18 protein-coding genes are annotated in these 25,778 nt (G+C 57.7%); 7 read left to right on the top strand and 11 right to left on the bottom strand.

The window, feature by feature from the left end; all coding sequences use genetic code 11:
- Window positions 1-13 precede the first annotated feature (13 nt).
- Window positions 14-1,447, bottom strand: a complete 1,434-nt coding sequence (locus Q0650_RS07615) for a cyclic nucleotide-binding domain-containing protein (protein WP_298817525.1) — start codon at window positions 1,445-1,447, stop codon at window positions 14-16.
- 115 nt (window positions 1,448-1,562) lie between these two features.
- Between Q0650_RS07615 and Q0650_RS07610 the strand changes: the two genes are divergently transcribed.
- The 4 genes from Q0650_RS07610 (at window position 1,563) to malZ (ending at window position 8,031) form a co-directional block, all read left to right on the top strand.
- Window positions 1,563-3,356, top strand: coding sequence for an aldehyde ferredoxin oxidoreductase family protein (locus tag Q0650_RS07610; RefSeq protein ID WP_298817523.1), 1,794 nt, complete (start codon window positions 1,563-1,565; stop codon window positions 3,354-3,356).
- Window positions 3,357-3,442: 86 nt separating this feature from the next.
- Entirely contained in the window at window positions 3,443-4,549 is a 1,107-nt protein-coding gene (gene proB / locus Q0650_RS07605) for a glutamate 5-kinase (RefSeq protein ID WP_298817521.1), read from the top strand.
- Window positions 4,550-4,669: 120 nt separating this feature from the next.
- Window positions 4,670-6,181: a glutamate--tRNA ligase gene (gene gltX, locus Q0650_RS07600; RefSeq protein WP_298817520.1), complete on the top strand. Its 1,512-nt coding sequence runs from the start codon at window positions 4,670-4,672 to the stop codon at window positions 6,179-6,181.
- Window positions 6,178-8,031 (top strand): maltodextrin glucosidase, encoded by a 1,854-nt coding sequence (gene malZ / locus Q0650_RS07595; RefSeq protein WP_298817518.1) that lies wholly within the window; start codon window positions 6,178-6,180, stop codon window positions 8,029-8,031. The genes gltX and malZ overlap by 4 nt, the downstream gene beginning before the upstream one ends.
- A 109-nt stretch (window positions 8,032-8,140) precedes the next feature.
- Here malZ and Q0650_RS07590 read toward each other — a convergent pair whose 3' ends face one another.
- Window positions 8,141-8,641: a hypothetical protein gene (locus tag Q0650_RS07590; protein ID WP_298817516.1), complete on the bottom strand. Its 501-nt coding sequence runs from the start codon at window positions 8,639-8,641 to the stop codon at window positions 8,141-8,143.
- 166 nt (window positions 8,642-8,807) lie between these two features.
- The gene (locus Q0650_RS07585) at window positions 8,808-9,644 is read right to left on the bottom strand and encodes a DMT family transporter (protein ID WP_298817514.1); all 837 of its coding nucleotides are present in this window, start codon (window positions 9,642-9,644) and stop codon (window positions 8,808-8,810) included.
- A gap of 322 nt (window positions 9,645-9,966) precedes the next feature.
- Between Q0650_RS07585 and Q0650_RS07580 the strand changes: the two genes are divergently transcribed.
- From Q0650_RS07580 to Q0650_RS07570, 3 genes are all read left to right on the top strand, one after another.
- A complete protein-coding gene (locus Q0650_RS07580; protein WP_298817513.1) occupies window positions 9,967-10,326 on the top strand; it encodes a hypothetical protein in 360 nt (119 codons plus the stop codon).
- Window positions 10,327-10,356: 30 nt separating this feature from the next.
- Window positions 10,357-11,625: a hypothetical protein gene (locus tag Q0650_RS07575; protein WP_298817511.1), complete on the top strand. Its 1,269-nt coding sequence runs from the start codon at window positions 10,357-10,359 to the stop codon at window positions 11,623-11,625.
- An 85-nt stretch (window positions 11,626-11,710) separates the two neighbouring features.
- Window positions 11,711-12,892 carry a thiolase family protein gene (locus Q0650_RS07570; protein WP_298817509.1) on the top strand — a complete coding sequence of 394 codons (1,182 nt, stop codon included), beginning with the start codon at window positions 11,711-11,713 and terminating at the stop codon, window positions 12,890-12,892.
- 10 nt (window positions 12,893-12,902) lie between these two features.
- Here Q0650_RS07570 and Q0650_RS07565 read toward each other — a convergent pair whose 3' ends face one another.
- From Q0650_RS07565 to Q0650_RS07530, 8 genes are all read right to left on the bottom strand, one after another.
- Window positions 12,903-14,063 carry a PP2C family protein-serine/threonine phosphatase gene (locus Q0650_RS07565; RefSeq protein ID WP_298817508.1) on the bottom strand — a complete coding sequence of 387 codons (1,161 nt, stop codon included), beginning with the start codon at window positions 14,061-14,063 and terminating at the stop codon, window positions 12,903-12,905.
- Window positions 14,064-14,130: 67 nt separating this feature from the next.
- The gene (locus Q0650_RS07560; protein ID WP_333691531.1) at window positions 14,131-15,261 is read right to left on the bottom strand and encodes a glycosyltransferase family 4 protein; all 1,131 of its coding nucleotides are present in this window, start codon (window positions 15,259-15,261) and stop codon (window positions 14,131-14,133) included.
- Between the two features lie 11 nt (window positions 15,262-15,272).
- Window positions 15,273-16,661, bottom strand: a complete 1,389-nt coding sequence (locus tag Q0650_RS07555) for an FAD-dependent oxidoreductase (protein ID WP_298817505.1) — start codon at window positions 16,659-16,661, stop codon at window positions 15,273-15,275.
- Window positions 16,662-17,724: 1,063 nt separating this feature from the next.
- Window positions 17,725-21,477: an FtsK/SpoIIIE domain-containing protein gene (locus Q0650_RS07550; protein ID WP_298817503.1), complete on the bottom strand. Its 3,753-nt coding sequence runs from the start codon at window positions 21,475-21,477 to the stop codon at window positions 17,725-17,727.
- On the bottom strand, window positions 21,461-21,790 hold the full coding sequence (locus Q0650_RS07545; protein WP_298817501.1) for a hypothetical protein: 330 nt from the start codon (window positions 21,788-21,790) through the stop codon (window positions 21,461-21,463). The genes Q0650_RS07550 and Q0650_RS07545 overlap by 17 nt, the downstream gene beginning before the upstream one ends.
- A gap of 159 nt (window positions 21,791-21,949) precedes the next feature.
- Window positions 21,950-24,037 carry a hypothetical protein gene (locus Q0650_RS07540; RefSeq protein ID WP_298817499.1) on the bottom strand — a complete coding sequence of 696 codons (2,088 nt, stop codon included), beginning with the start codon at window positions 24,035-24,037 and terminating at the stop codon, window positions 21,950-21,952.
- Window positions 24,034-24,828, bottom strand: coding sequence for a hypothetical protein (locus Q0650_RS07535; protein WP_298817496.1), 795 nt, complete (start codon window positions 24,826-24,828; stop codon window positions 24,034-24,036). Before Q0650_RS07535 ends, Q0650_RS07540 begins: the two co-directional genes overlap by 4 nt.
- A 95-nt stretch (window positions 24,829-24,923) precedes the next feature.
- Entirely contained in the window at window positions 24,924-25,202 is a 279-nt protein-coding gene (locus Q0650_RS07530) for a WXG100 family type VII secretion target (protein WP_298817493.1), read from the bottom strand.
- Window positions 25,203-25,778: the final 576 nt, after the last annotated feature.

Genomic DNA, 25,778 nt, shown 5'->3' with positions numbered 1-25,778 from the left:
GCTGCGATGATGGTTAGACCGGAACGATCTCTTCGACCGGAACCAGGCGGAGGTTGCCAATCGGACAAGCGCTGACACAGGCCAGGTCGGTATGGCCGAAGCAGAGATCGCATTTGTCGGCGCGATGGGTTGGCCCGGTAGGAGTAAGGGGTATGGTGGGGCGCAGCCGCTGCTGCCAGCGGCGGAAGAGATCCCACAGTGGGCCGGCGCGACGACTGGCACGTGGCACCGATTGTACCGCATCATAAGGGCAGGCAGTGACGCATTCGCCGCAGCCGGTGCAACGGGCGGTGATGCGCAAGGCGCCGTTATCGACTCGTTCGATGGCATCTTCGGGACACACTTCAACACATTCGGCGCCGGTCACACATTGCCGACAACTCTCCAATACGTCAAAACGATCAATCGGAGTGCCGTTGAGGTGGAGGCGGGTATGGCCATGGCGATGGGCGCAGCCGGTTTCACATAGCCGGCAACCGGGTGGGCAGCGCGCCGGATCGCGCGCCAGAATGTGGGTGGCGCGCAACAGGCCACGATCGACCGCGAGGCCGATGTCGCGGGCGCGGGCAACATCACTGCGCACAGCGGCTGAATGTTTCAATCGACGCTCGGCAATGGCGCGCAGATCAGTCTCAAGCGCTGGATATTGTTTGATCAGTTGGTAGAAGTCGGCGCCGGGCAATTCCAGCAGATCGGTTGTGGTGAGCGCGCGGGCATTGGCGCGGTGCGGTTCGCCGGTCAGCAACGAAATTTCACCGAAGAGGTCACCTTCGCCAAGACTGGCAATTGTCTGCCCGCTCTGCTCGATCACAACCTGCCCGCTTTCTATCAGATAGAGTGAGTCGGCTGCTTCACCCTGTCGCACGACGAGCGTGCCACGAGGTATATGGCGTGGGCGAAGACGGGCAGCAATGGCGATCCGTTCTAAAGGCAATAATCGGCTCAGACCAGGAATACGGGCCAGCGTCGCTTCAATCATCCGCCGTCGATAGACCTGGCGAAGCGCAGTTGTCAGAAGCGGTAAAGTCGCCAATTCCTCGCGCAGGGTGGCAATCTCGATTTGCAACAGGTAGCACGAACTCTGGGTGAGAGCGCTCATGTGGCGGAAGAATTTGCCGAAGAGTGGCCCTTCCCCAAAGCAATCGCCTTGACCAAGTACCCCTATCAGCACTTCGCGCCCATCTTTGTCACGCAACCGTAATTGCAATGACCCGCGCAAGAGGAAGAAGAGATAGCGGTACCCGCGGCGTTGTCCGATAACGGTGGCCCCACTGGGAAAAGCGCGAAAGATACCCTGTTCGTACAGAACTGTCAGTTCGGTTGCCGGGACGCCGCGCAGACAATCGAGCGCCGCCAGTGCGGCAAGAGCTTCTTGCTGTCGTTGCTGGCGGAGAACTGCGTGAGTTTGGGCAAGCTGATTATGCGCGGGACGCTTCAACGAAGACATAAGCGGTTCTGATACAATGACAGGGGTATGGCAATTTTGTGCTATTGTACCATACGCCTTGCTCAGGGGCGGTATAATAGAACGGCGGAATTCGCACCCACACAGGAATACTCGCATGCCGTTGCGCAGTTTGACCGTTGATCTTGCCCGTGGCCACGCCCGCCAGTTGCTGCCTGATGAGGTCGAACGTGACTATCTCGGTGGGCGAGGCATCATTGCCTGGCTTCTCTGGCATCAGCTTGAACCGGATACACCGCCGCTGTCGGCGGATAATTTGCTTATCTTCGCCGCCGGGCCGCTTGCCGGTAGCGCCAGCTTTGCTACCGGTGGCTTTACCGTTGGCACGCGCTCGCCGCTTACTGGTGGGATCGGTTATGGGTGGGCGCCAGGACATTGGGGCGCCGCGTTGCGTCGGAATAATGTAGATGCGCTGATTATTCGTGGTGAAGCGCCCGATTGGTGCTACCTGTTTATCGATGGCGAAACAGTGCGCCTGCGTTCGGCCCGGCATTTGCTTGGGCGCGATACCGTCTCCACTACAGCCACGCTGCACGCCGAGCTTGGCGGCGATGTGCGGGTACTGGCAATCGGGCCAGCCGGTGAGGCCGGGGTTGCCTACGCCAGTATCGTGGCCGAAGGCCAGTATCTGGTTGAACCAGCCGGTACCGGCGCAGTGATGGCCGATAAGAAGTTAAAGGCGATTGTGGTGCGTGACCGGGCGCCTTTGCCGGCTGCCGACCCTGCCCGCATGCAGACAGTTTTGCAATCGATCCGGCAGCGTGGCGAGAAACATCCGACAGCTCAAGCAATTCGCACTATCGGTAGCGCAGGGTTGCTGCCGTCAGCCATCAAGCTGGGTGCGCTGATCAGCCGTGACGCGCGCGTGCCTGCCGATGGGGTGGCAATTGCCCGCATGTTTAGCGAGATCGCGCGGCGTGGTGGCCGACTCGAACGTGGCTGCGCCGGGTGTCCATTGCCGTGCTACATTGATCTGCGCGCGAAAAGCGGCGAGACCCATCCGTTGCCGAGTCTCGAGTTGATCGCCGGTTTTGCCGCTCGTGCCGCTATTACCGATCCTGATGCTATGCTGGCGATTGCCGACCGCTGTTTGCGCCTCGGAATCGATCCGGCAGCAGCAGCGGCAGCGATTGTCTTTATGACCGAAGCTCAGGATGAGGGTCTGGTGCGGCAACGCACGCTCAACTGGGGCGATGGCGCGGCAGTGATCGCGGCGCTTGACCGCATGAGTCAGCGGCAGGAGAAGCGCGATATTCTCTCGCTCGGTGTGGGTGAGATGCAGGAAGCAGTCTGGGGTTCGGCAGCTTTTGCGCCCCAGGTGAAGGGGCTGGCAATGCCGGCCCTCGATCCGCGCGCCCTGACTGAGATCGGTCTGGCAATGGCTACCAGTCCGATTGGTGGAGATTATCGTTACGCGATGGCGTTTGAAGAACTGGTCGCCGAACCACCGGCCTGGTTGCCGCCGCCAGCGAGTGGCCCACGCGAGAGCGAAGGCAAGGCACTCCGCCTGATCTGGCACGAGCGTTTTGCCGCTGCGCTCGATGCCAGTGGTTTTTGCCGCCGTCTCGGTTTGATGGCGTATCAGATTACTCCCGGTGAACTGATTGCCTTGCTCGGCGCTGTGAGCGGGCGCTCAATTACCGGCGCCGATCTGGTCCGCATTGGTGAACGGATCGTGACCATCGACCGGCTCTTTACCCGTCGTTATGCGCTCAATAGCCAGGATACGCTGCCGGAACGCTATCTGCGCGAACCGCTCAACAGCGGGCCGAGCGCCGGCTATACTCCACCGCTTGAGGCATTGCTGGCAGAGTACTATGCCCGTCACGGTTGGGATGCGAACGGTGATCCGACGCCAGCTCGCCTGGCTGAATTGGGTATCGCTGACTAAACGTTTCTGACGAACACTTTGCCCTGCTGCGGGCACAATCGGGTAATGGCAGCTACTATTCGTCGTGGAGCGAACTTTCTATCGCTATGAGCCGATTCGTGATCAAACTGGGTACAAGTGTATTAACTGCCGGCACCGACCGGCTGCACCGACCCTATTTTGTTGAGCTGGCCCGGCAAATCGCGCGTCTCAAAGAGGCCGGTCACGAAGTTGTGCTGGTGTCATCAGGAGCTGTTGCCGCCGGCAAAGAACGCCTTGGTGTTCCCCCCAATCAGCGGGCGAATATTCCGCTTAAGCAGGTTTTTGCCGCTGTTGGTCAGAGCCGGTTGATGCACCTTTATGAACAGATCTTCGAGTTGTACGGTTTGCAGGTAGCTCAGGCTTTGCTTACCCGCGACGATCTGCGTGATCGCCGGCGCTATCTCAATGCGCGTAATACCCTGACCCTGTGCCTGGCGCAGGGCATCGTGCCGATTATCAATGAAAATGATGCGGTAGTCACCGCTGAGATTCGCGTCGGCGATAACGATAATCTCTCGGCGCTGGTGGCCGGTTTGATTGATGCCGATCTGCTGCTCATTCTCACCGATATTGCCGGTCTTTACAGCGCCGATCCGCGCGCCGACCCGCAGGCCGAATTGCTGCGCGAAGTGCCGGTCATTGATGAGCGGATCTGGGCTATTGCCGGCGGCAGTGGCACCCATCGTGGCACCGGTGGGATGCAGACCAAGATTCAGGCTGCCGAGCTGGCAACTCATTCCGGGGTTGCAGTTGTGATTGCTGCCGGTTACGAGCCAGACGTGATTACCCGCGTTGCCGCTGGCGAACGCATTGGCACTTTCTTTCCTGCAACGACGACTCATCCTGACGCTCGTCAGCGCTGGATTCTGGCGGAAACAGTGCGTCATTCGCGCATTGTGGTGGACGAAGGCGCGGCGCTTGCTCTCACCCGCCACGGTAAGAGTTTGTTACCCGCCGGTATTCGCGAGGTAAGCGGCGAGTTTGATCGCGGCCAGACGGTGCGGATTTTCGCGCTCGATGGACGTGAGATTGCGCGTGGCTTGACCCAGTATCGCTCGCACGACGCGCGCATGATCGCCGGGCTACGCTCTCAGCAGATTCATTCGATTTTAGGGTATGATTATGGGCCGGAAGTGGTACATCGCGACGATATGGTCGTGCTGACCGACTGAAAGGCGCGTAACATCCTACCGGGTAGGTGATTGGTTGCGCCGATGTCGTTTGACTGGCGCGCAACCCTGCTTCCATTACACCCATTGCGCTGCTGCATTTTGCGCCAAAAGGAGTTGCTCATGCATACAATTGAAGGGCCGGTGCGGGTACGCTTTGCTCCTAGCCCGACCGGCAACCTGCACATCGGCGGCGTTCGCACCGCTCTCTTCAACTGGCTCTGCGCTCGCCATTACGGCGGCCAGTTCGTTCTGCGCATCGAAGATACCGATGAGAAGCGCTTTGTGCCTGGCGCCGCCGACGACATCAGCGTTTCATTGCGCTGGGTCGGTATTGACTGGGATGAAGGCCCCGATGTGGGTGGCCCGTATGGCCCCTATGTTCAGTCCGAACGGTTCGAGCTGGGTATTTACCAGCCTTTTGTTGAGCAGTTGCTGACCGCCGGGCTGGCCTATATGTCGTTCACCACTGAAGAGGAGCTGGCCCAGATGCGGGCTGCTGCCGAGGCTGCCGGGATCAAGGCGTTTCGCTTCCGCGGTCCCGAACGCGACTGGCCGCTCGAACAGCAGCGTGAGCTGGCGGCGACCGGCAAGCCGTATACCGTTCGCCTGAAGACGCCACTAGAGGGTGAAACCCGTTTTCGCGATCTGATTCGGGGGGGTGATGAGATTGTCGTGCAAAACGATCAGTTGCAGGATATTGTGCTGATCAAGTCAACCGGTATGCCGGTCTATCACTTCGCGCATCTGGTTGATGATTATCTGATGAAGATCACCCTCGTGATGCGTGGCGAAGAATGGGTGCCCAGCACACCGTATCACGTGCTGTTGTACGACTTTTTCGGCTGGCCGCGTCCATTGTTTGCCCATCTACCGGCAATCTTGCGTTCCGATGGCAAAGGGAAGCTGTCGAAGCGCAAAGATGATGTGGCGACGCAGCGTTTCCGCGAACGTGGTTACCTGCCTGAAACGATGCTCAACTACCTGGCCTTGCAAGGGTGGAGCTACGACGGCGTTACCGAGATCATGACTCGCGAAGAGTTGATTGCTCGCTTTACCCTTGAGCGGATTCAACCCTCACCGGCGCGCTGGAATCCGGAAAAGCTGCGCGATATGAATGGAATCTACATCCGTAAGCTGACTACCGACCAGTTGGCCGAGCGAGTCTTGCCCTTTATGCAGCAGGCCGGCCTGATCGGTGATCCAGCCACGGCGACCGAGCAGGAATACCTTTTGCGCCTGATTCCGCTGATCCACGAGCGGCTAGAAGAGCTACAGGAAGCGCCAGAGTTGCTCGAGTTCTTCTACCGTGACGTGAAACCGGGCGAGACGTACAATCCGACCGATCTCATCCCCAAAAAACACGATACTGCCCAGACGGTTGCCATGCTTCGCGCAGCCTGGGAGGCGCTGAATAATCAGGCAGATTGGACTCCGCCGGCACTTGAAACGACATTGCGCGGCTTGTGTGAGCAATTGTCGGTTAAGCCAGGCCCTCTCTTCGGCGCGATCCGGGTTGCGGTAACCGGTCGGAGTGTGGCGCCACCGCTGTTTGATACGCTAGCCGGAGTGGGACGTGAACGCGCGTTGGCGCGTCTGGCTGCGGCAATTGCCGCTTTGGAGCAGATGGAATGAATACATTCTCCTGGGAATCCAGCATTCATCACGATGGGTCGCCCATCTATCTGCGTTTCAGTGGCCGTTTAGGCGATACGGCAGTCTTTCGGTTGCGACTGGCGGCTGATGCGCCGGTTAGCGGTGTCTTCTTGCGCACCTGTCCCGATGGCGAACAGCAGATTACGCCGTTGCGCGATGTCGGTGTGCAAGGGGTGTGTCGCTGGTGGGAAGGTGAGCTGCCGATCCGGATGTTGCGCACCAATTACCGTTTCTTGCTACGCGCCGAAGATGGTACGCGCTGGTATAGCGCCGGTGGCGTAACCCGACACTACCCGACCGATGCGAACGATTTCGTAGTGCTGGCAAACTACCATGCGCCGGTATGGGTGCGCGATGCCGTCTTCTACCAGATCTTCCCTGACCGTTTTGCTGACGGTGATCCCGCTAACAATGTGCGCGATGGCGAATATCTCTACCGGGGACGACCAGTAGTAGCCCGACACTGGGATGAACTACCCAACCGCGCTACTGGCCCCATCGAGTTCTTTGGCGGCGATCTGCAAGGTATCGCTCAACGACTCGATTACCTGACCGATCTCGGTGTTTCGGCGCTCTATCTGAACCCTATCTTTCGCGCGCCTTCCAACCACAAATACGATGTGGAAGACTATACCAGTATCGATCCCCATCTCGGTGGTGAAGAAGGGTTGCTAACCCTGCGACAGGCGCTTGATGATCGCGCAATGAACCTCGTGCTCGACATTGTGCCCAATCATTGCGGCGTGACTCATCCGTGGTTTGTGGCGGCTCAAGCTGATCCGCGCGCGCCAACTGCCGAGTTTTTCACCTTTCGCCGCCATCCCGACGAATATGAATGCTGGTTGGATGTGCCGACATTGCCGAAGCTGAATTACCGTAGCGTGCGCTTGCGTGAAGTAATGTATGCCGGTCACGACGCGATCATGCGGCGTTGGTTGCGACCACCGTACCGGATCGATGGTTGGCGGATCGATGTGGCCAATATGCTGGGGCGTCTTGGCCCTGACAACCTCGGCCATAAGATCGGGCGTGGTATTCGCCGCGCAGTCAAAGCTGAACAGCCCGATGCCTACCTGCTCGGCGAGCACTTCTTTGATGGCACGCCGCACTTGCAGGGTGAGGAACTCGATGCCACGATGAACTACCAGGGCTTTACCTTCCCGATCTGGCGCTGGCTAGGAGGCTTTGAGTTCAACCCCCAACGGCCCGAAGCCGATACCCGTCCGATTGCTGTCGAGACGGTCGCTGCCCAATGGACAGCCTTCCGGGCTGCGATCCCGTGGCAGGTGGCGACACAGCAATTCAACCTGCTCGGCAGTCACGACACGCCGCGAATCCGGACAATTGTCGGCGATGACCTGGCGCGGGTGCGGGTGGCGATGACACTACTCTTCTGCTACCCCGGTGTGCCCTGCGTCTACTACGGTGACGAGATCGGGCTGGCAGGCGGTGGAGATCCCGATTGCCGACGCGCGATGCCCTGGGACGAGGCGAAGTGGGACCACGATCTGCGCGCATTTGTGCAACGGTTGGCCCGTTTACGGCGACACGCGCCGGCGTTACGTTGGGGCGGCTTCCAGCAGCTCTACGCTCAGGGTGAGACGATTGCTTTCCTGCGTGAAGCGCCTGAAGAACGATTGATCATAGTGGCCCGGCGCAGCGACGATGGTTTGCGGGCATTACCGGTACGGCACGGTGGGTTAGCCGAGGGCACGATGCTGCGTGAGCTGAATACCGGCGCTACAGTAACGATTCGCGGCGGCATGCTGGATATAAGCAGTTTACCAGCAACCGGCGCGCAAATCTGGCGGACTGAAGCGCCTATGTAATAACGTGACCCGGTTCAATGCTAAACTTCTGATGTGGTCGGGGCCGCCGTCGCAAGGCGCAACTGCCCCGACCTGCTAAACCCGGCATCGTTGCGACAACAGCCATATTTCAATAACGTGGTGGCTGATAGTTGGTTGGGTAGTTTGCTGCGCTGTTTCGGTAAGCAAAGTAGGCCTGCACTTCGGGCTGATTGTACAACACCAGGCTGACGATCCCGAACACCAGCGAAAAGATGTTGCCGGTGATGATGTTGACGATTTGCAAGATGGCCAGAGTCTTGTTCGGTTGCAGAGGCTGGGGAGGCTCTTGCAACAGTTTGTAGGCATAGATCCCGGCGAGCACAGCGACCACAATTGAATAAATGCCTAGCGGCGCGCCACAGATGGTGAGAATCCAGACAATACCGCTCAAGCCACTGATAACTGCGTCGATAATCGCCATGATGGCGATGGTGAGCACAGCGCCCGGTTTGGCAGGACTTCCATACCCTGCTCCCGGTGGTGGCTGATACTGAATCTGATAGGGCTGATAGGGCTGTTGAGGCGGTGGCGGGTAAGGCTGATCGGGCTGGTAGCGACCGTAATCGTCGGGTGGCTGCGGATAGGTCATTGAGGGGCTCCTTTCTCGTGGCGCGCCTGAATACTACTGGTTGCCAGTCCGATACTACCGGAATCATACCACACGCCGATAACCAATGATCCTCGGCCATAAACATTTGCTATGTGTTGTTAAAAGCGATGCTTCTTGCTCCCCATTGAATAGCTATAACACACTGTCAGGTCAGACTAACTAGCAACACACCGACCAGAATGCCGATGACTCCCAACCATTGACTGCGCGCCAGTTGTTCGCGCAATACCAACCAGGCCAGAATGACGGTGACGGCGCTGAAGATGGAAGCCAGCGCCGTCACCACGCTGACATAGGCCGTAGCGATACCGGTATTGTAAGCAAGGAACGCCAGCGTATCGAGCATGCTTGCCCCGATGATGAAGTGGAGCGGTAGTCGGCGCCACTGAGGTGGGGCCGGTCGGGCAAGCATGAGCACAGTCACCGCTGCGATGGCAGTTAAGACCCTTCCGATCAGGACAGGCCAGGCAATGCCGAAGGTAGCAGTCACATCTTTGAGCAGCCAGAAGAAGAGACCAAAGCTGATCGCTACGCCAATCGCTTCGGGAACGCCGCGCAGGTTAACGTCCGTTTCGCTCTTGCCGCGGGATACAACCATGACCCCACCGATGACAAGGCCGGCTCCAGAGAGTGTCAACAGCTCGATTTGCTCGCCTCCAAGTACGGCAAGCATCGCTGTGACAGCGGCAAAACCGGCTGCAATTGGCGAAACGATCGCTAAAGTGCCAATGGCAAAGGCCCGATACAAGAGCAGTGTTCCGAGCAGGTTGAGCAGGTTAACGGCAATCGCGTTCAGCCAGGCCGGTCCCCACGATGGCATCGGATCGCCACGGACAGTAATCACCAGCCCGATGGCAACAATGCCGACAAGTTGTCCGCAGAGCAAGGCCCATTGCCAGCCGATCTGCCGGGTTGCGCGGCTGATGAGAAAGTCGCCTGTGCCCCAGCTCAGCGCAGCGATCAATCCGTATACGATACCCATAGCTTGCGCTCGTGATTGGTACGATCTGTAGAAGCAGTTGCCATAATCCGACGAGAGCAATCAGGTGATTACCGATTGCTGATGATTGTTTCATCTGAACCGACACATCTCTGCCGGTTTACTATTTTCGCCGACCGCGAGCCAATCCAGCTCTGAAGGCAATTGCAGCTACAATTGCGACCAATAGCAAGATGATGAGGCATTCGGTTAAGCCAATTGTTGACATAATACTCCGGGGAAGGATTTTCAGGATGGTCGATCCATCTCCGGCTCAGTATACCGCATGTCGTTCCGTTTGCTGACGTGCTACAATGGCTCTGTTATGGAGCGACTCTTTGCCTTACATAGCCGATTACAACTGACAATCATCATCGTGATCGTGGCAAGCCTGCTGTGGGCGCTGATAGTGGCATGGCGCAATCGGGGTGGCATGCAACCTCTGAGTGGTATTTTGCAGTTGCTGATCGTAGCGCAGGCGCTGATTGGTATCCCTTTGCTCTGGTACGTCGATCCGATGCGAATGGCATTACACCTCTTTTACGGTGTAGTAGCCGTTGGACTGATCCCGGCAGCGGCGGTAGCGTTGCGCGCGCGCGCGCCGCGAGTGGTTGGGTTCGTTTACGCTGGCATTCTGTTGATGCTCTTGATTGTGGTTATCCGCCTGTATGAGACGGGCGGATGAGGAATTCCAGCGAGAAGCGGATATGTGATTATGAGAGAACGATTTGACTTTATCGTCGTCGGGGTGTCCGCTGCTGAGGCTGCGCTGGCTGCTTTATTGGCCCGTGATGGTTATGCTGTGCTGCTGGCCGGTATCGGTGAATCGAACGCTGATGCTTCTGAAGATCGGAACAGGTTTCACTGTTTGCCACCACTCCAGTCTGGCCTTAGCGATGGGCCGTATGCCCGGATTGCTGCCTATGCAGGCGCGCATCTACCGGTGGCACGGCGCGAACCGGCCTGGCGCATGCATTTCGCGCAGCAAATTATCGACATCCCGGCTGACGCCGGTCAATGGCGACGATTGCGTCGGGCTCTCTTTCCGATTCAGCGTGATGCGGCAGAGCGTTTCTGGCAAGTGCAGGAAACGGCAGCGGCAGCGGCGTTACGGCTGGCGGCGCAATTCGATCCGCTAACCGGTTTGCAGGTATGGCGCCAGCAACGGCTCACCGTTGGCGATATGTTCAGACGTTATGATCTCGTTGATCTGACTCTGCGCGCGTTTGTCGATACGATTCTGCTTGCTCATGGCCTGCCGGTCAGTGATCATTGTTCGTGGGCTGCCGGGAGCATTGCTTTGCTGCCACCTCATGAAACGCTTGTCGGTCATGGCGATACGCTCACCCACATTTTTACCGATGCCCTGATTCGGGCAGGTGGTGAATGGTCTGCCCATCATCAGGTGGTAGAACTGCTTGCCGATCCAACCGGTGTGCGTGGTGTGCGATTAAAGAGCGGTAGCGAAGTTGCCGGGCGCGTAGTTGTGCTTGGGCCGGCGGGCTGGCCGTTGATAAGTCGGCGCCTGGAGTCGCCACCTATGCTGGCAATTGGTGCCCTTACGGTAGAGGAGGCACAGTTGCCTTCCGGTCTACCGTGGTATCACATTGTTGCCGGAGAGCCGGTGCCGGTCATTGTGAGTCTGACCCCATCTGATAACCACTCTGCATCCTGGCGTCTCTCCGTAATGTTACGATTACGGCTTGATGACCCGGTATCGATCCAGAATGGTGAACGGCAGCCAGCCCCTGAGCTGGTTGCAACTTTGCAAAGCGCGGTGTGTAAAGTGCTGCCTGAACTGGCGAGCAAGATTACGCTCCATTCCGTAACGCTCTTACCCGATCCCACCCGACCAACGGCTCGTCCGCCAATGATCCAGGCCGGACTATGGCTCTTGCGCCAGCCGGCCTGGTTGCCGCCCGGGTACGATAACGGCAGCGGCACACTTCGGCTGTACCGGCAATTACGCGGCTTGATACGCTGAGACATTGCCCGTTATAATATCCGGTATCGTTATGTCAGAGGCTGTGGTCGCAGCCACACCACCTTGCACCGTGAGGGAACAACGTATGGACGATGTTGTCATCGTAGGGGCAGCTCGCACGCCGATTGGACGCTTCAACAGCGCGTATAGCGGCCTGACCGCGATTGATCTCGGCGCAACCGCCGTGCAGGCTGCTGTGCAGCGAGCCGGGATCGAACCGGCAATGGTTGATGAATGTATTATGGGTTGTGTTGTGACTGCCGGGCTTGGGCAATCGCCAGCGCGTCAGGCTGCGTTGCGCGGAGGTTTACCGGAGAGTGTTGGCGGCTTGACGGTAAATAAGGTTTGCGGGAGTGGCCTTAAGGCCGTGATGGTCGGCACAGCGCTGATCAAAGCTGGCGAGGCTGAAGTTGTCGTGGCCGGTGGAATGGAGCACATGAGTGGTGGTCCGTATCTGCTGCCGCAGGCGCGCCACGGTTACCGGCTTGGTCACGGCCAGATCATTGATGCCGTCGTCCATGACGGCCTCTGGTGCGCTTTCGAAAATCACCACATGGGCGTTGCCGCCGAATGGATTGCGCGCGCGTTTCACGTGACTCGCGAGCAGCAAGACATGTATGCGCTACAATCCCATCAACGCGCTGTTGCTGCCCAGGATAGCGGCGCATTTCAAGAGGAGATTGCGCCGGTTACCGTTCCAGGTCCGAAGGGTCAAACCAATCTGGTGACGGTCGATGAAGGGCCGCGACGTGATACCTCACTGGCAGCGCTGGCCAAACTCAAGCCGGTATTTGTCGCCGATGGCACAGTCACCGCAGGCAATGCGCCCGGTATTACCGATGGAGCTGCTGCCGTTGTGTTGATGACGGCGAGTCGGGCTGCTCAGTTGGGATTACAACCGCTGGCTCGCATCGGCGTGGCCGCCCAGGCTGCTGTCAAGCCTCTCGAACTTTTTACCGCGCCAGCGTTTGCCATTGAACGACTCATGAAGCGGGCCGGACGCTCATTCGATGATTACGATCTGTTTGAAATCAACGAAGCATTTGCTGCTCAAGTGATTGCCAATCTTCGCGCCCTGAGTCTTGACGCCGATCGGGTGAATGTCTATGGCGGCGCCATTGCCCTTGGTCATCCCATCGGTGCCAGTGGGGCGCGTGTGCTGGTAACACTCATCTCGGCGTTACGGCAACGCGGTGGGAAGCGGGGAATTGCAGCGCTCTGTCTGGGTGGTGGTGAAGCGGTAGCGTTGGAAGTGGAAGTAGAATAGGATTGCGCGATCAGCAGTTCTCACTTCGATAGATCGCCAGCATTGTCAGATCATCCTCTGGCTGTTGGCGACCACTATACTCCAATACAGTTTGCCGGACGGTCTCCAGACGAAGAGCGGTGTTGTTGGCTGCCTGTTGTAGGGCTGTTAACAGCCGCTCTTCGCCGAATAGCTCGCCGACTGATGTGCGCGCTTCCGTGATGCCATCAGTATAAAGGAAGAGAGTATCGCCACACCCGATCGAAACCGTATCAACGGTAAAGCAGGCATTGGCTATCCAGCCTATCGCCGGCCCGCCGAGCGATAGCATTTCGACACTCCCGTCGGCGCGCAAGATAAAGGGAGAGGGATGACCGGCATTGATATAGTGCATCACGCCGCCAGACGGGTCGATGACGGCGCAAAAAATTGTCGAGAACGTGCGCTTTGTGTGGTGATGGCGAGCGATATAGTCGTTGGTCATCGCCACAGCGCGAAGCGGATCGGCACTGACGGTCGCCAGTTGCTCGATAAAGGCGCGTAACAGTGATCGGGTGAGCGCCATAAAGAGCGCCGCTCCCACTCCCTTGTCACAAACATCCCCCAGAAAACAGGCAATTCGCCGATCAGGCAAGACGAAGACATCATAAAAATCACCGGCTACCTCACGCACGGTCACGAATGTTGCCCTTATTTCCCAGTTGGGAATGTGAGGCAATCTTGCCGGCAAAAAATCAGCCTGCATCCGTCGTCCTAGCTCAAGTTCGTACTGAAGAGCTTTCAAGCGAGACTGTTCTTGATCACGCAGCCATTTACGTTCCAGGCAGGCGTGGATCCTGGCGTGCAGTAAGGTCGTATTGATCGGTTTGGTTAGATAATCCTCGGCTCCGGCCTCGATACAACGCACGATGTCCTCAATCTCATCGAGCGCTGAAATGACGACCACCGGGATATGGCGTAATTGTGGATCACGTTTGATCTGCTCGAGGACGGCGAAACCATCCATTTCTGGCATCATGAGGTCGAGCAGAATGGTGTCGAATGGCTGTCGCTGGAGGTATTCTAAACCTTGTCGGCCATGTATAGCCGTGACTACGGTGTAGCCGCTCAGGCTAAGCTGACGCTCGATCAGATGTCGATTATATTCAGTATCATCAATGACCAGGATTCGTCCGGTTGGATGGTTTGCCATAGAAAATGACAGAAAACGTAGAACATAGTCTTTACAAGTATATGCAATGATACCATGCTTCCGGACGTTATGATCGCGCGCAGGCCTGCTGATAGGCTGCTTCAGCGATAGGCGCCAGGTTGTCCCAGCGCAGGCGATGCGCCGCAGCGAGCGCTGCTGAGCGCAAGCGGACGCGCGCGTCGGCATCATCGAGCAGGTGAATGACGGCGGTAGCAAACGCTGTGGCATCACCCGGTGGAACGAGGATACCGGCAGCAGGCGCGAGATAGTCGCGCGCTGTGCCCACATCACTCGCAACAATCGGCAGGCCGGCAGCCATCAGCTCTGTCAGCTTGGCCATACCGCGCGCGCGATTGATAAGCGTATCGCGAATCGGCGCAATCGCCACATCAGCGCTGGCCAGCAACCGGGGAATTGCGGTTGGTTCCTGCCAGCCGCGATAATCGATCATTGCAGCCCAACCCTGTGCTGTTGCAAGGGTCAGCAAATGTTGTTCTTCGCCTCGTTCACCTTTACCGATGATCAGCAGACGGGTATCGGGGCGTTGATGGTAAACAGAAGTCAGTACTGCCGCTACCTCTGCCAGGTCTAGTTCCCAAAATCGGGTATAGAGAACAATGGTTGGATGTGGCGACGGCGATGGTGGCGGTACTTCCATCTGCCACGCGCCGTTGGGGAGGTAGAAAACACGCTGTGGCGACACTCCCATTGCCCAAACCAGCGTTTCAAGCGCGCGGGAAACAACAGTCACCGCGTCGGCGCGGCGAGGTAAATCGCGTTCCTGCCAGGCAAAGAGCGCTTTAGCCGGTGGCGGATATGGCAGCAGGTCATTCCATCCACCTGGCCCTTCCCAGTCGTCGCAATCGACGACCAGTGGCACGCGACCACGGGCCAGCACTGTCAGCCCGCCAAATCCCTTCGGCTTGAAGAGATGAATAAGATCTGCTTGCGCTCGTCGCACTGTTTGCCAGAGCGCAAGCGTATGCCAGAGAGCCGCCGGCGGGCCGCCAACAGGCGGCGCAGTCGTATGGGTTACCGCAACACCATCGTAGACTCGCGTCGTGCCGCCATCGACCGGGTTATGCACCGGCGGAGCGACAATGGTTATGGTGTGGCCGCGCTGGTGCAATGCCTGCGCCAGTGGCAACATGCGGGCGAGTAATGTGCCCTTCGGTCGAATGCCGAAGGGCGCGATCATCACAATACGCATCAGCGACCGGCGCGAATGATTTCCATCATCTCTTCGACCCGCGTGACCTTCACCCGCGGTCGGCCCTGCGCGGTGCCCTGCGCTGTCTCATACTCGTTAAGCCGCTGCCAATCGGCATAAGACACGAAATCAACGCCGCGCTCGCGCAAAAGATCTGCAATATCGCCGCTCTGAGGCGCGCCGGTGAGGTTGGGCAGATCGGCCAGCATACTGTTGACTGTAGCTACCGCATCGGGTTTATTCGTGCCGATCACGCCCGATGGGCCGCGCTTAATCCAGCCAACTACGTACTCTCCGGGAATCGGTTCGCCGTTGGGTCCATCCAGCACTCGACCGTCACGATTGGGGATGGTGCCACTTGCTTCATCGAATGGCACGTCGGGTAACGGTTCGCCGCGATAACCGACTGAGCGCAATACCATACCGCAGCTCAATTCTTCGGTCACGCCGGTGCCACGCGGACGTAAACTGCCATCGGCAGCCTGAACCAGCCGGTTGCGTTCAATTGTCACACCGGTAACCCGGCCATCCATCCCGTGAATGGCAATCGGCGAAACGAGGAATCGCATAACAATCCGTCGTGGCGCGCCGGTATCGCCGCGCGCTGCAAATTCGCGCAGCATTTCCACATTTTTCGCCGCAGTCTTGTCTTTGGCCATCTCCGCTTCACTCAGCGGATCAAGCTCAAGATCAGCCGGATCGACAATAACATCAACCCCTTTCAATTCGCCGAATTCCTTCAATTCGGGGTTGGTGAAGGCGGCCTGAACTGGCCCGCGCCGACCCAACATAACCACTTCCCGAACCTTGCTTTGCCGCAGTGCAGCCAGTGCGTGATCGGCAATGTCGGTCTTGGCCAATTCATCAGGATCGGTCACCAGGATGCGGGTAACATCCATCGCCACATTGCCATTGCCAACTACCACCACTCGTTCAACGTTCAGATCGACGTTGAGATCGCGATAATCAGGCCGCCCATTATACCAGCCGACAAAGGCGGTTGCCGGCATACTGCCAAACAGATCCTCGCCGGGAATACCCATACGCCGATCTGACTGCGCTCCAACCGCGTAGACAATCTGATCGTAGTAGTTGCGCAGATCGGCGTGAGTGAGATCAATTCCAAACGTCACGTTGCCGAAATAGCGCACCCGTTCATGCGAAGCCAGTTTATCGTAAATGCGGGTGACGGCCTTGATTGATTGGTGATCGGGGGCCACTCCTTCACGTACCAGACCATATGGCGTAGGGAACCGGTTGAAGATGTCAATCTGGCATACAAGGTCTTTCTGCTTTAGCAGAGCTTCGACGGTGTAAAAACCGGCTGGACCGGCGCCAATGATTGCAACGCGCAACGGTCGCTGGGTGCTTCCCAGAGGTTCGCTCACGGCGCACTCCTTGCTGTCTGGTCATTGATCAAACCGCTTGTGATATACGGCACAGATTGACCGAAATGTACCATGATTGTTACGTCATGTCAAACTGATTGTCTGTGGCTCAGGCAGCTACGTGCTGATAACAATACCGCGTCTCAGACAGGTAGCAAGCGCCAGTCGCTACGCTTTGCCAGGGATTCGTTACACGACAGATGAAGTGCCGTTCCGGGCCTGTGGGACAGTCTTGCGGCGTTGTTCGCTGGCGAGCAGTCAGTCTTCCTATGGCTGGCAACAAGCCGATAGGCATTCGTCACCACCGGGTTTGCACCGATCTCAATCAAATGCGTTCTCGCATTGCTCATTCACCTCAGGCCAGATAAGGCCTGAAACCTGGCGGAACCTCTATGTTCAAGACGCGCAACATGTTGCCGGCTAGTGCGCAGCGTGATGTGGGTTGCCGACAATGGATCCAGCGAATGCGGGCAACGAAGAAGTTGCCCGCGCAAGCCGTCTAGCAACCTGCGCGCTACCGCGTAGGGTAGCAAGCAACGTTATTCAATTATGTGTTGCCTGCCTTGCGGATTGCGCATTTGCCGCTCATCACGTGTTCAGCCGGCAGGTACCGTTGTGGCAGACAGTTCGTTCACTGTGCGGGACGCGAACCAGATTACCGGCTAACGACAGGTGTGACCCCGGTTGCGAGGAATATGCTCAAGAAGGTGCTCTCCTCGCAAGCTATTTTGCGCCGGGCGCTACCGCGCCAGGCGGTAAACAACGCGATGGTTACCCCCTTGCAGATTGCGCATTTGCCGCTCATCACGTGTTCAGCCGGCAGGTACCGTTGTGGCAGACGGTTCGTTCACTGTGCGGGACGCGAACCAGATTACCGGCTAACGACAGGTGTGACCCCGGTTGCGAGGAATATGCTCAAGAAGGTGCTCTCCTCGCAAGCTATTTTGCGCCGGGCGCTACCGCGCCAGGCGGTAAACAACGCGATGGTTACCCCCTTGCAGATTGCGCATTTGCCGCTCATCACGTGTTCAGCCGGCAGGTACCGTTGTGGCAGACGGTTCGTTCATTCCCCAGCAAGCTGGATCATCTGCGGCTCATCATCCCCATTTACCAGCAGTGCCCGGCCTGGTGGTTGTTCAAGCTGGCGCTGATCGGTTAACGGCAGGTTTAGGCCGAGCAAGCGGGTGCCGGTATCATAGCGGCCCGGCCAGAGTACGATTCCGCTCCGCGCGCCATCGAGTGCGCGCAACAACTGGTCGTCAGCATAGCTGATACCGGCGCTAACGAATAGATGCAACGATTCGTCGCCGGTTTGAGCCAGTTCGACGAGCTGACTGAACAGGTTAGGTGTGGTGCTGTAATTTTGGGTAAAGTGATCGCGCCAGCGTTCACGGCAGAGATGATAGTCGTCAATAATTAGCAGATACTTACGGTCTGCTTTGCGTCGTAGGTCCATAAATTCATCATTCAGTGCGGTAATGCTGGTTTCGTCGGCAACGTAGCGCGCGGTTGGCGTAAGCGTTTGCAGCCGACTGAGACTCCGGCGCGGCCCATCCACAATGATCAGTTGGATAGGAGGCGATACGCCGGCTGCGATCTGCGCCAGCGTAATGAGAGTCGTGCTTTTACCGCTACGTCGTGGGCCGATTAGCAGGGCGTGTGGCGTTTCCGGGCTGAGGCGAAGCGTGGCTGGGCCAGGAGGCTCAATGGCCCAGCCGCATGGAAGGATGAGCGCGCGCTCAAGTTGTTTGCCCGGCGGGAGCTTTGTTTTCGATACATGTTCTGGAAGCAGCGCCAGCGATGGTGGGCCTGCGTTAGACGCTGGTGTCGCCGCAGCCAGAGTTGCCGTTTGCATCCGAATTGCTCTCGCCAGCTCACGCTCATCCTGGGTTTCATTCATTCCAGCGGGTAGGGCAATCTGCACTTCTAACAAGCCCTCATCGGGGTGCAGCCAGTAACCGCGACCTGGGGTTGCCGGTGGCAGGTGAGCCGGTGGTCGTTGTCCGAAAACCTCGGCATAGTCATTCAGCTCGGTCATGCGCAATGCCAGTCGTTGCTCGAACTGCATTGCCAGTCGATGCGGGAGATCTGCCGGTCGTTCGGCACTGATGATGAGGTGGAGTCCAAGATCACGTCCGTTACGGGCAAGGCGCACCAGTTCGGTCAGATCGCTTTCGCCATAAGCGTCACGCAATTCATCACGCACTACCGCCAGCCGGTCGATGATCAACAACACCGGCGGCCCTGGTGACTGACCGGCGGTCATACGAGTGCGTCGTTCACGCAAGAGGTGTTCCAGTTGGCGAAACAGCGCCTGTAGCGCTTCGCGCTCGAAAGGTCGCACTATTGCGCCAATGTGGGGCAGATCGGCCAGCAAATTGAGTAGATAGCCGTCGCCATCGATAACATAGCACCAGAGCTGTTCAGGCGACATCCGTGCCGCGAGATCCAGCACAATCCGGAGTAGCGCCACGCTCTTGCCACTGGCCGGTCCGCCGAATAGGGCCAGGTGTCCGTTCTGCAGATGGATAAGTAGCGGTGTTTGCCGGCTCTGCTGCGGTATGTCAAGAAGGCCAATTGCCACTTCCAAACCGGTGGTTGGCGCAGTAAGCGTGAGTCGGGGTGAAAGAGGTGGTTGCCAGATTGACGGTGGTTGCCAGTTGAGCGTCGCAAGAAATCTCTGTCCGGTAGCGCATAATCGTTGCGTGATCAGCTCAAGATCGCTCTGTCCATCGGGCTGCGCCGTGAGGCGCGCTACCTGCACCAGCCGCACTTCACCGCCGCTGCGCACATAGGCGCGACCGGGTAGTTGTGGCGGTAAAAACGCGGCATCGGGGCGCTGTAACATCTCCCGGCTATCCTCGCTGCTACCCAGTCGTAACGCGATAAAGTAGCTCAACTGGCTCCGAATCTCATCGCTGACAACCCGACCTGGTTGCTGGGTGGCAATCAAGAGATGTACCCCTAGTGATCGACCTTGCTTGACAACGCGCACCAGCGCGCTGACAAAATCGGGGCAACTACGGGCCATTTCATCAAATTCATCCAGAACGATGAGCAAATTGGGCAATGGTTCCAGCGGGTGTTGACGGGCCAGCGCGCGATAATCGGCAATATTCTCGACGTGGATGCCATGCCGTTCGGCGACAGTGCGTAGTATCGTTTTGCGTCGCCGCAGTTCACTATTGATGGCGGCAATGGCTCGCGTTGCCAGTCGATCATCGAGATCGGTGACAAAGCCGGTGGTATGGGGAAGGTTGGCAAAAGGTGCCAGCGCTGCGCCGCCTTTGAAGTCGATCAGCAGCAGGTTGAGTCGATCGGGGCCGTGGGTGATGACAAGCGCTGCAATCATTGTTTGCAGCAAGACACTCTTGCCCGCGCCGGTCGCGCCAGCGATGATGCCATGCGGCCCATGTTGCTGCTCGTTGAGATTGAGCCAGCATGGTTTGGATTCGCCCATTACGCCGATCGGCACTTCAGGGTGCCAGCTACTCGTCGGTTGTTGCAGCCAGCCTGCCGGGATCGAATGCCCATCACCAGCCGGTAAATCCAGCAGATCGAGCAATCGCACATGGCGCGGCAAGTGCAGACCAGACCCAATCTCATTGAGGCGGATGGTTGCCAGTCGGCTGGCAAGCCGTTCAATATCGGCGCGCTCGAGCAGATCTGGCTGGAAGGGAGTTGTAGGCCATGCTTCACCCGCTCGCATCCAGCGTCCCATGCGCTGATCGACCTCAACCACTGCTGCGCAGTGATCGGGCACATTTGCCCAGTCGTCGGTCAAGACCACAACTATCAGACCGTATCTGCCGCCATCACGTAAGAGTTGACCAAGCGCGGTATGTCTGGTGACAAGCGCAGCGCTGTCAACCACAATGATGATTGGCAATGGATTGGACGATGTAGTTTCTCGTCGCCGACTCAACTCATCAAGCAAGAAGGTCAACAGACGCTCAATCGCAGCCGGTTCAGCGGCTGCCAGCACTCGCCCAATCTGCATCTCGCCGGGAGTCTGGCTGTGTGGCAGACGCGCGATCCACTGCCAGTCGGCAATAGCATTGGTGGTCGCAATCAGGGCGATACGCAATTCAGTGGGGGCATGCAGTGTGGCAGCCTGCGCCAGCATTGCGTATACCAGACCTAATACTGCCGGGCGCGATCCGGCAATCCCAAGTGATCCGAGGTGAAGGAGCGGCAAGCAGATGGGTACCTGATGCAAGGTGCTATGCTCAGCAATGATCTGATCAATCCGACGATCAGCCGGAGTATTCGGCGTCACAACTGCCCGGCTCGATGCCGGCATCGCGCCGCTGCCCAGGCGTAGATCGAGGGCATCGTCATCGCTCAATCGTCGTTCCCACAGCCGCGGTTCTGGCGCTCGTGGTCTGCCGTCAGCTCCAGCAATCCGCAGTAGTTCAGCCGGATCAGGAGCAAGGTAGCGACGGGCGGCTCGTTCCTCCTCGTGTAGGCGGCGTAAACGCGATCGCGCTGCGGCCAGCCGATCGGCGAAGAGCGCCTGTTGTTCTGCAAAATCTTTAACACTGCGCCGCCGATTGTTGCGTTCGTAGATCAGGGTTGCCCCGCTGCTCAAGACCGCCAGAATGAGCGCCGGTAACGCCGCCAGCCACGAACCATAACCTGCCAGCGCACTCGCACCGAAGAGTAGCGCCGCAATGATGGGCAGGATCGCTTGCAGCCATACGGTATTGGTTTGGGGCGATAACGGCGCAGGTGGAGCCGGCAAATCGACTGTTTCTGCGCTCCAGCGCGGGCGCAGACGCGGTGGACGGTTGAAAGTGCTACTGTTGTCCGCCATATTTCGCTGCCTGTTGATGGGCGAGCCGCTCCCGGTTGATCCGATCTTGATCTGCGCGGGCGCGCGCACTGACTTGTGTAATCGCTTGCGCTGCGCGCAAACACTGTTCACGAAGCTGAGTCGCTTCCGATTGGATAGCTGCATGGCGCGCAGTCCATTCGCTCTTACGCGGCCCTGCCAGTCCTGCCAGTAGTTCATCGGCTATGCGAGCGCGCTGAGTGGCAGCAGTATCAAGTGCGTCTGCTATGCGGCGCAGTGCGCCAACTGCTTCATCGGCGGCGTGCCAGTCCCACCATACATCAGGCCGACTCATAGCCTGTCTCCTGCTATACTGAACACGATAGTTTCTGGAACCGTTCCGGTTTTCCCGATGTCAGGTTCTGACACCGGCAACATCTCAACAACTCGAAATAGTCCAGACACCGGCAGAGAAATGCCTGTCTCGCTACATGTTGGGTTGCCTCAAATTTGTCTACGCAAAAAGCGGAGGTTCCTGGAACCATTCCAGATCAACCGGTGTTAGTTCTGTCCCTGTTGGGACTCGCAATAATTCGAAATGGTTTGGATCGATCATAAACGGCATCGTCTGCGCCGCTTCCGGAAACTGCGAGTAATCAAAGCTCTCGTAAGCGCTGTGCGCAATGGTCGGCTGATCAACCCGGTTATTGTTGATCTCGTATACCGTCAAACGATAGCGCTCGTTATCGTGACCAGCGCCGACCGCTTTGGACAGAGCATCATCACTATCGACATAATGACGCGCGATAACCGGTTGATGATTGATCATCTGCGGCACGTCATCCCATTCTCCCTGTGGGCGCACTGCTCCCAGCGTTGTGACGCTGACTAGCCGAATGTTGCCCTGGCTCAGTGCCTGTTGTATTTGTGGATCGTTGCTTAGCAGAATGCACATTCCCCCACCCATACTGTGACCGGTCAGATGCAGCAAACTGCCTGGCGGTAACTGATCGATCACGCGCAAGACCCGCTCACGCACGGTTTGGTAGTAGGCATTGTGTTCAATTCGTTCAACACCCCTTGCCGTTTCAATTACCGAAACGACACCATTGGTTCCGTATGCCATATTGTCGAGATTCAAACCGCTGATGCCGACTGCGTACTCTTTTTCGCCAACTCGCGCTGCTCGCACCTCCTCGCCGAAATATGGACTAATCAATCCGTGCGCATTCGCTTGCAGTGCGGCTGGCGTGATCCGGTAGGGTTGACCTGGATTGACCTGACGTTCGAGTGGTGGGAAGACCGCGATGGCAGTGGCCTGACCATCTGGTTCCGCGTCTGGCCCGGTTGTCGGTCGGGTGAGCGGGCCAAGGAAGAGCGCAGTTCGCGCGCTGCGGTTGAGCTGTTCGAGGCGAATGGCGTGTTCCCTCATATCGTCCAGTGAAAGATGACGGAAACTATCGAACCAGAGGCCGCTTTCCAGTGTAGCCAGTACATTGGCTGGATCGGCAGTCAGTTCTTTCAGCCTCGGTCCACTGACCAGACCGACTACCCCTCCGATCTGCGCGCCGGTAAGAAACCACGTCAATAGATTAGTCGATAGACTCGGCTGTCTGGTGGCAATATTGCCGCTCAGCAAGATGCTTTGATGGAGGAGTTGCCAGCTTTGCTCACGATTGGGCAGCAATAATAGCCAGGGTAGTGACTGAAGCAACAGCCGTTGTTGATAATAGTGCCAGATCGCACTGGCGCCCCTTGATCCGAGCGCAACGCATCGGTCGACAATCTGTTGCAAGAGCGTGTGCGGTATTCCTGTCGGTGCGCTCAGAAATGACGGCGCCGCTACAAATCCGCTTAACGGCCCAAACAAAGTGGGTGTAAAGCGCGCCATCCAGCTTACATTGATAAGGGGTGATGCGATCGAGGTTGCCATCGCCTGGAGCCGAACCAAAACCCGATCACGCCATAGTTGATTGCCAATCGGCATAAGCATTGTCTGCCATGGGAGCCAGGGGATGATTGCAGTCAAACCGATTTGTGTTGGCCATTGACGATGAGCTTCCAACATAGAACGGATGAAAGGCCAGATGGCGCTCATCCTGTTCCGGCTGAATGGCAGAACAATCCTGCTCAGCCAATTCGCTGCTAATCGAGCTGCGATCTGCCGACTCAGGCTGATGAGCGACCATGTCAATCGCGGGGCGCGTACCTCCCAGATCAGGCGCCACGCCAGTCGCGCGCCGAGATCGAAACGCAGCCAGCCCGGATAGTGACGCGCAACCTGGTGGTTTGCCAGACCTGCTCTCATCGCGATGAGCATTTGAGCGTAATTTCTGCCGCTCAACATCCCGCTATCGGCAGTTGCAAACCGATCGGCGATACTCCGTGCCCAGGTTGCCAGTTCGCCGATAGCGCGACAGTGAGCGAATAGCGCTGCGCTCAAGCCACTGATTGCCGGAACCGAATACTCGCGGCAACGACTGCTGAATCGGTCGAGAGCCTGGTTTAATGCCCGTGCTTCGATTTGCAACCGCTCATTCTCACCAGTGATGGCGGTAGCGTACCGATATAGCTGATCGGGAATGGCAGCAACAGTGTTCATGCGGCCTCACAGATCCACGCTCCGAACTCCCGCACCCGTTTACGCAGACCTTCCCACCCAACCGGCCACAATGCCAGCAGATCACTTTGATCTGGCGCTTGTGCAGCCCACCAACTGCCCTGGCGTCCGGTGATCACCAATGCTCCACGAGCTTCAGATTGTGGATCGCGTATCTGCCGGATTGCGGCCAGGGCGTAGCGAGTTGGTTTTGGTCCAATTGCTTCAACCAGCGCGCGCGCCGCTTCTGGTCGATTGCTGCGTTGTTGCAAAGCCCACATTGCCATATTCACATCGTTTTGCTGGAGCGCATTGAAGGCGGTCAGCACAGCCTCACCGGGCAGCAGCACTGGCGTTTCGTTATCCGGTTCGTGAACATCCGTTTCTCCCAGAATCTTGAGCATGATTTCAGGAATTTGTTCGACGCTGGTCAGCGCCTCAAAACGATGCACGTCGGGTGCCGGGCTTTGATGTAACACAAAACGATCACCTGCGCGGCTGATGTGGAAAAGGCTTGCCGGTGAGTTGCCGACGACAATCAGGAGGCTATCGGCCAGTGCTGTCACGCGCAGCAGTGCCGCTAATTCGGCGTGAGGTGTGGGTTGACCATCGGGTTGAGCTGGCAATGTCAGCAAATCACGCGCCATTAGGCTACCCGCAGCCGCGCTCAGGGCGCCCTCCAAAACTGGACGCGCCGGCAGCGTACTCTGACCAAGCGCAAAGGGGCGGGGCAACTCCAGCAATCCCAGCAACAATAAGAGTTCGGCATGACTGATTTGAAATGCTAGCGCCATATGCGATTCTCCACATTGATCAGGCGAACATTTTTTGACTGCCGCTGTCGCACAGGCCGGTAGGAGCGTATTTGCTCCCACCGGCCATGTCCTGCCTACTGCCCGCCAGCCTGCATAATGTTCTGATTAATCTGCGCAACTTGCCGGCGCAACTCTTCAAGCGCATCCCGAATTGCAAGCAGTTTCTGATGCGTTTCAGCCCAGTGCGCCCGAAACTGTGCCGCCAGTCGTCCGTCCCAATTGTTTGGGTCTGACAATACCTGCCCTTCCCGGTTCAGGTCACTGATCTGCTGCAACAGAGGCCCTTGGACGATGCGCTGAAACCGTTCAATCGATTCACGCGCGGTTGCGGTTGAGAGGACGCGGTCGCTCATTGCAGTCTCCTTTCAGCGGGAGCGAAAACACCTTGCATATATAAAACCGCGCAAAACTGGCAAAAGATTCGGCAACTTCGATCAGAAACGGCAAAAAGCTGGAAAACGCAGCTCCCGTCACTCATCGCTGCATGTGGAAGGAACAAAGCAAGAATCTCACGCTGCAACGGGAGATTGCTGCTCCTCGCGATAAACACAGCAGAGTGGAGCGACGCAGCAAGAGAATTCGTTCGCGGGATTAACGTCCTGGGTAGCGTTACAGAAATCTCGTAATCACGCAATGGGGTCATTCCTCTGGGAGCGCGAGCGATTGCTGAGAGCAATTAGGTGTGCTGGAAGCGGCTTACGCGAGAGTCGCAATGAACTCACCGGATCTGCCACCTGCTCAGCGCTCGACTAGATGGGAAACGGTTTGCAAGAGGAGGTTGTTACGAACGTGCCAGGGAAACCCATTGCTCCCGGTGAGCAAGCAGGTTTAGAGGAAAGGTCAGCTATCCACATCGCGCTAATGATGGGTGAGTTTCATGAGATTGATGACCAACCGCCATCACGCCAGCCAAATGGCCGTTATTACCC

This window comes from uncultured Chloroflexus sp. (assembly GCF_937129525.1).
Classification (GTDB): Bacteria; Chloroflexota; Chloroflexia; order Chloroflexales; family Chloroflexaceae; genus Chloroflexus.
The sequence above is the reverse complement of the archived record's forward strand: the minus strand, read 5'-3'. Positions and strand labels throughout refer to the sequence as shown.

What these genes read in the sequence shown, in the direction of transcription:
- Q0650_RS07615 (WP_298817525.1), bottom strand. Translation starts at nt 1,447, where the DNA reads ATGTCTTCGTTGAAGCGTCCCGCGCATAATCAGCTTGCCCAAACTCAC.
- Q0650_RS07610 (WP_298817523.1), top strand. Translation starts at nt 1,563, where the DNA reads ATGCCGTTGCGCAGTTTGACCGTTGATCTTGCCCGTGGCCACGCCCGC.
- proB (WP_298817521.1), top strand. Translation starts at nt 3,443, where the DNA reads ATGAGCCGATTCGTGATCAAACTGGGTACAAGTGTATTAACTGCCGGC.
- gltX (WP_298817520.1), top strand. Translation starts at nt 4,670, where the DNA reads ATGCATACAATTGAAGGGCCGGTGCGGGTACGCTTTGCTCCTAGCCCG.
- malZ (WP_298817518.1), top strand. Translation starts at nt 6,178, where the DNA reads ATGAATACATTCTCCTGGGAATCCAGCATTCATCACGATGGGTCGCCC.
- Q0650_RS07590 (WP_298817516.1), bottom strand. Translation starts at nt 8,641, where the DNA reads ATGACCTATCCGCAGCCACCCGACGATTACGGTCGCTACCAGCCCGAT.
- Q0650_RS07585 (WP_298817514.1), bottom strand. Translation starts at nt 9,644, where the DNA reads ATGGGTATCGTATACGGATTGATCGCTGCGCTGAGCTGGGGCACAGGC.
- Q0650_RS07580 (WP_298817513.1), top strand. Translation starts at nt 9,967, where the DNA reads ATGGAGCGACTCTTTGCCTTACATAGCCGATTACAACTGACAATCATC.
- Q0650_RS07575 (WP_298817511.1), top strand. Translation starts at nt 10,357, where the DNA reads ATGAGAGAACGATTTGACTTTATCGTCGTCGGGGTGTCCGCTGCTGAG.
- Q0650_RS07570 (WP_298817509.1), top strand. Translation starts at nt 11,711, where the DNA reads ATGGACGATGTTGTCATCGTAGGGGCAGCTCGCACGCCGATTGGACGC.
- Q0650_RS07565 (WP_298817508.1), bottom strand. Translation starts at nt 14,063, where the DNA reads ATGGCAAACCATCCAACCGGACGAATCCTGGTCATTGATGATACTGAA.
- Q0650_RS07560 (WP_333691531.1), bottom strand. Translation starts at nt 15,261, where the DNA reads ATGATCGCGCCCTTCGGCATTCGACCGAAGGGCACATTACTCGCCCGC.
- Q0650_RS07550 (WP_298817503.1), bottom strand. Translation starts at nt 21,477, where the DNA reads ATGGCGGACAACAGTAGCACTTTCAACCGTCCACCGCGTCTGCGCCCG.
- Q0650_RS07545 (WP_298817501.1), bottom strand. Translation starts at nt 21,790, where the DNA reads ATGAGTCGGCCTGATGTATGGTGGGACTGGCACGCCGCCGATGAAGCA.
- Q0650_RS07540 (WP_298817499.1), bottom strand. Translation starts at nt 24,037, where the DNA reads ATGAACACTGTTGCTGCCATTCCCGATCAGCTATATCGGTACGCTACC.
- Q0650_RS07535 (WP_298817496.1), bottom strand. Translation starts at nt 24,828, where the DNA reads ATGGCGCTAGCATTTCAAATCAGTCATGCCGAACTCTTATTGTTGCTG.
- Q0650_RS07530 (WP_298817493.1), bottom strand. Translation starts at nt 25,202, where the DNA reads ATGAGCGACCGCGTCCTCTCAACCGCAACCGCGCGTGAATCGATTGAA.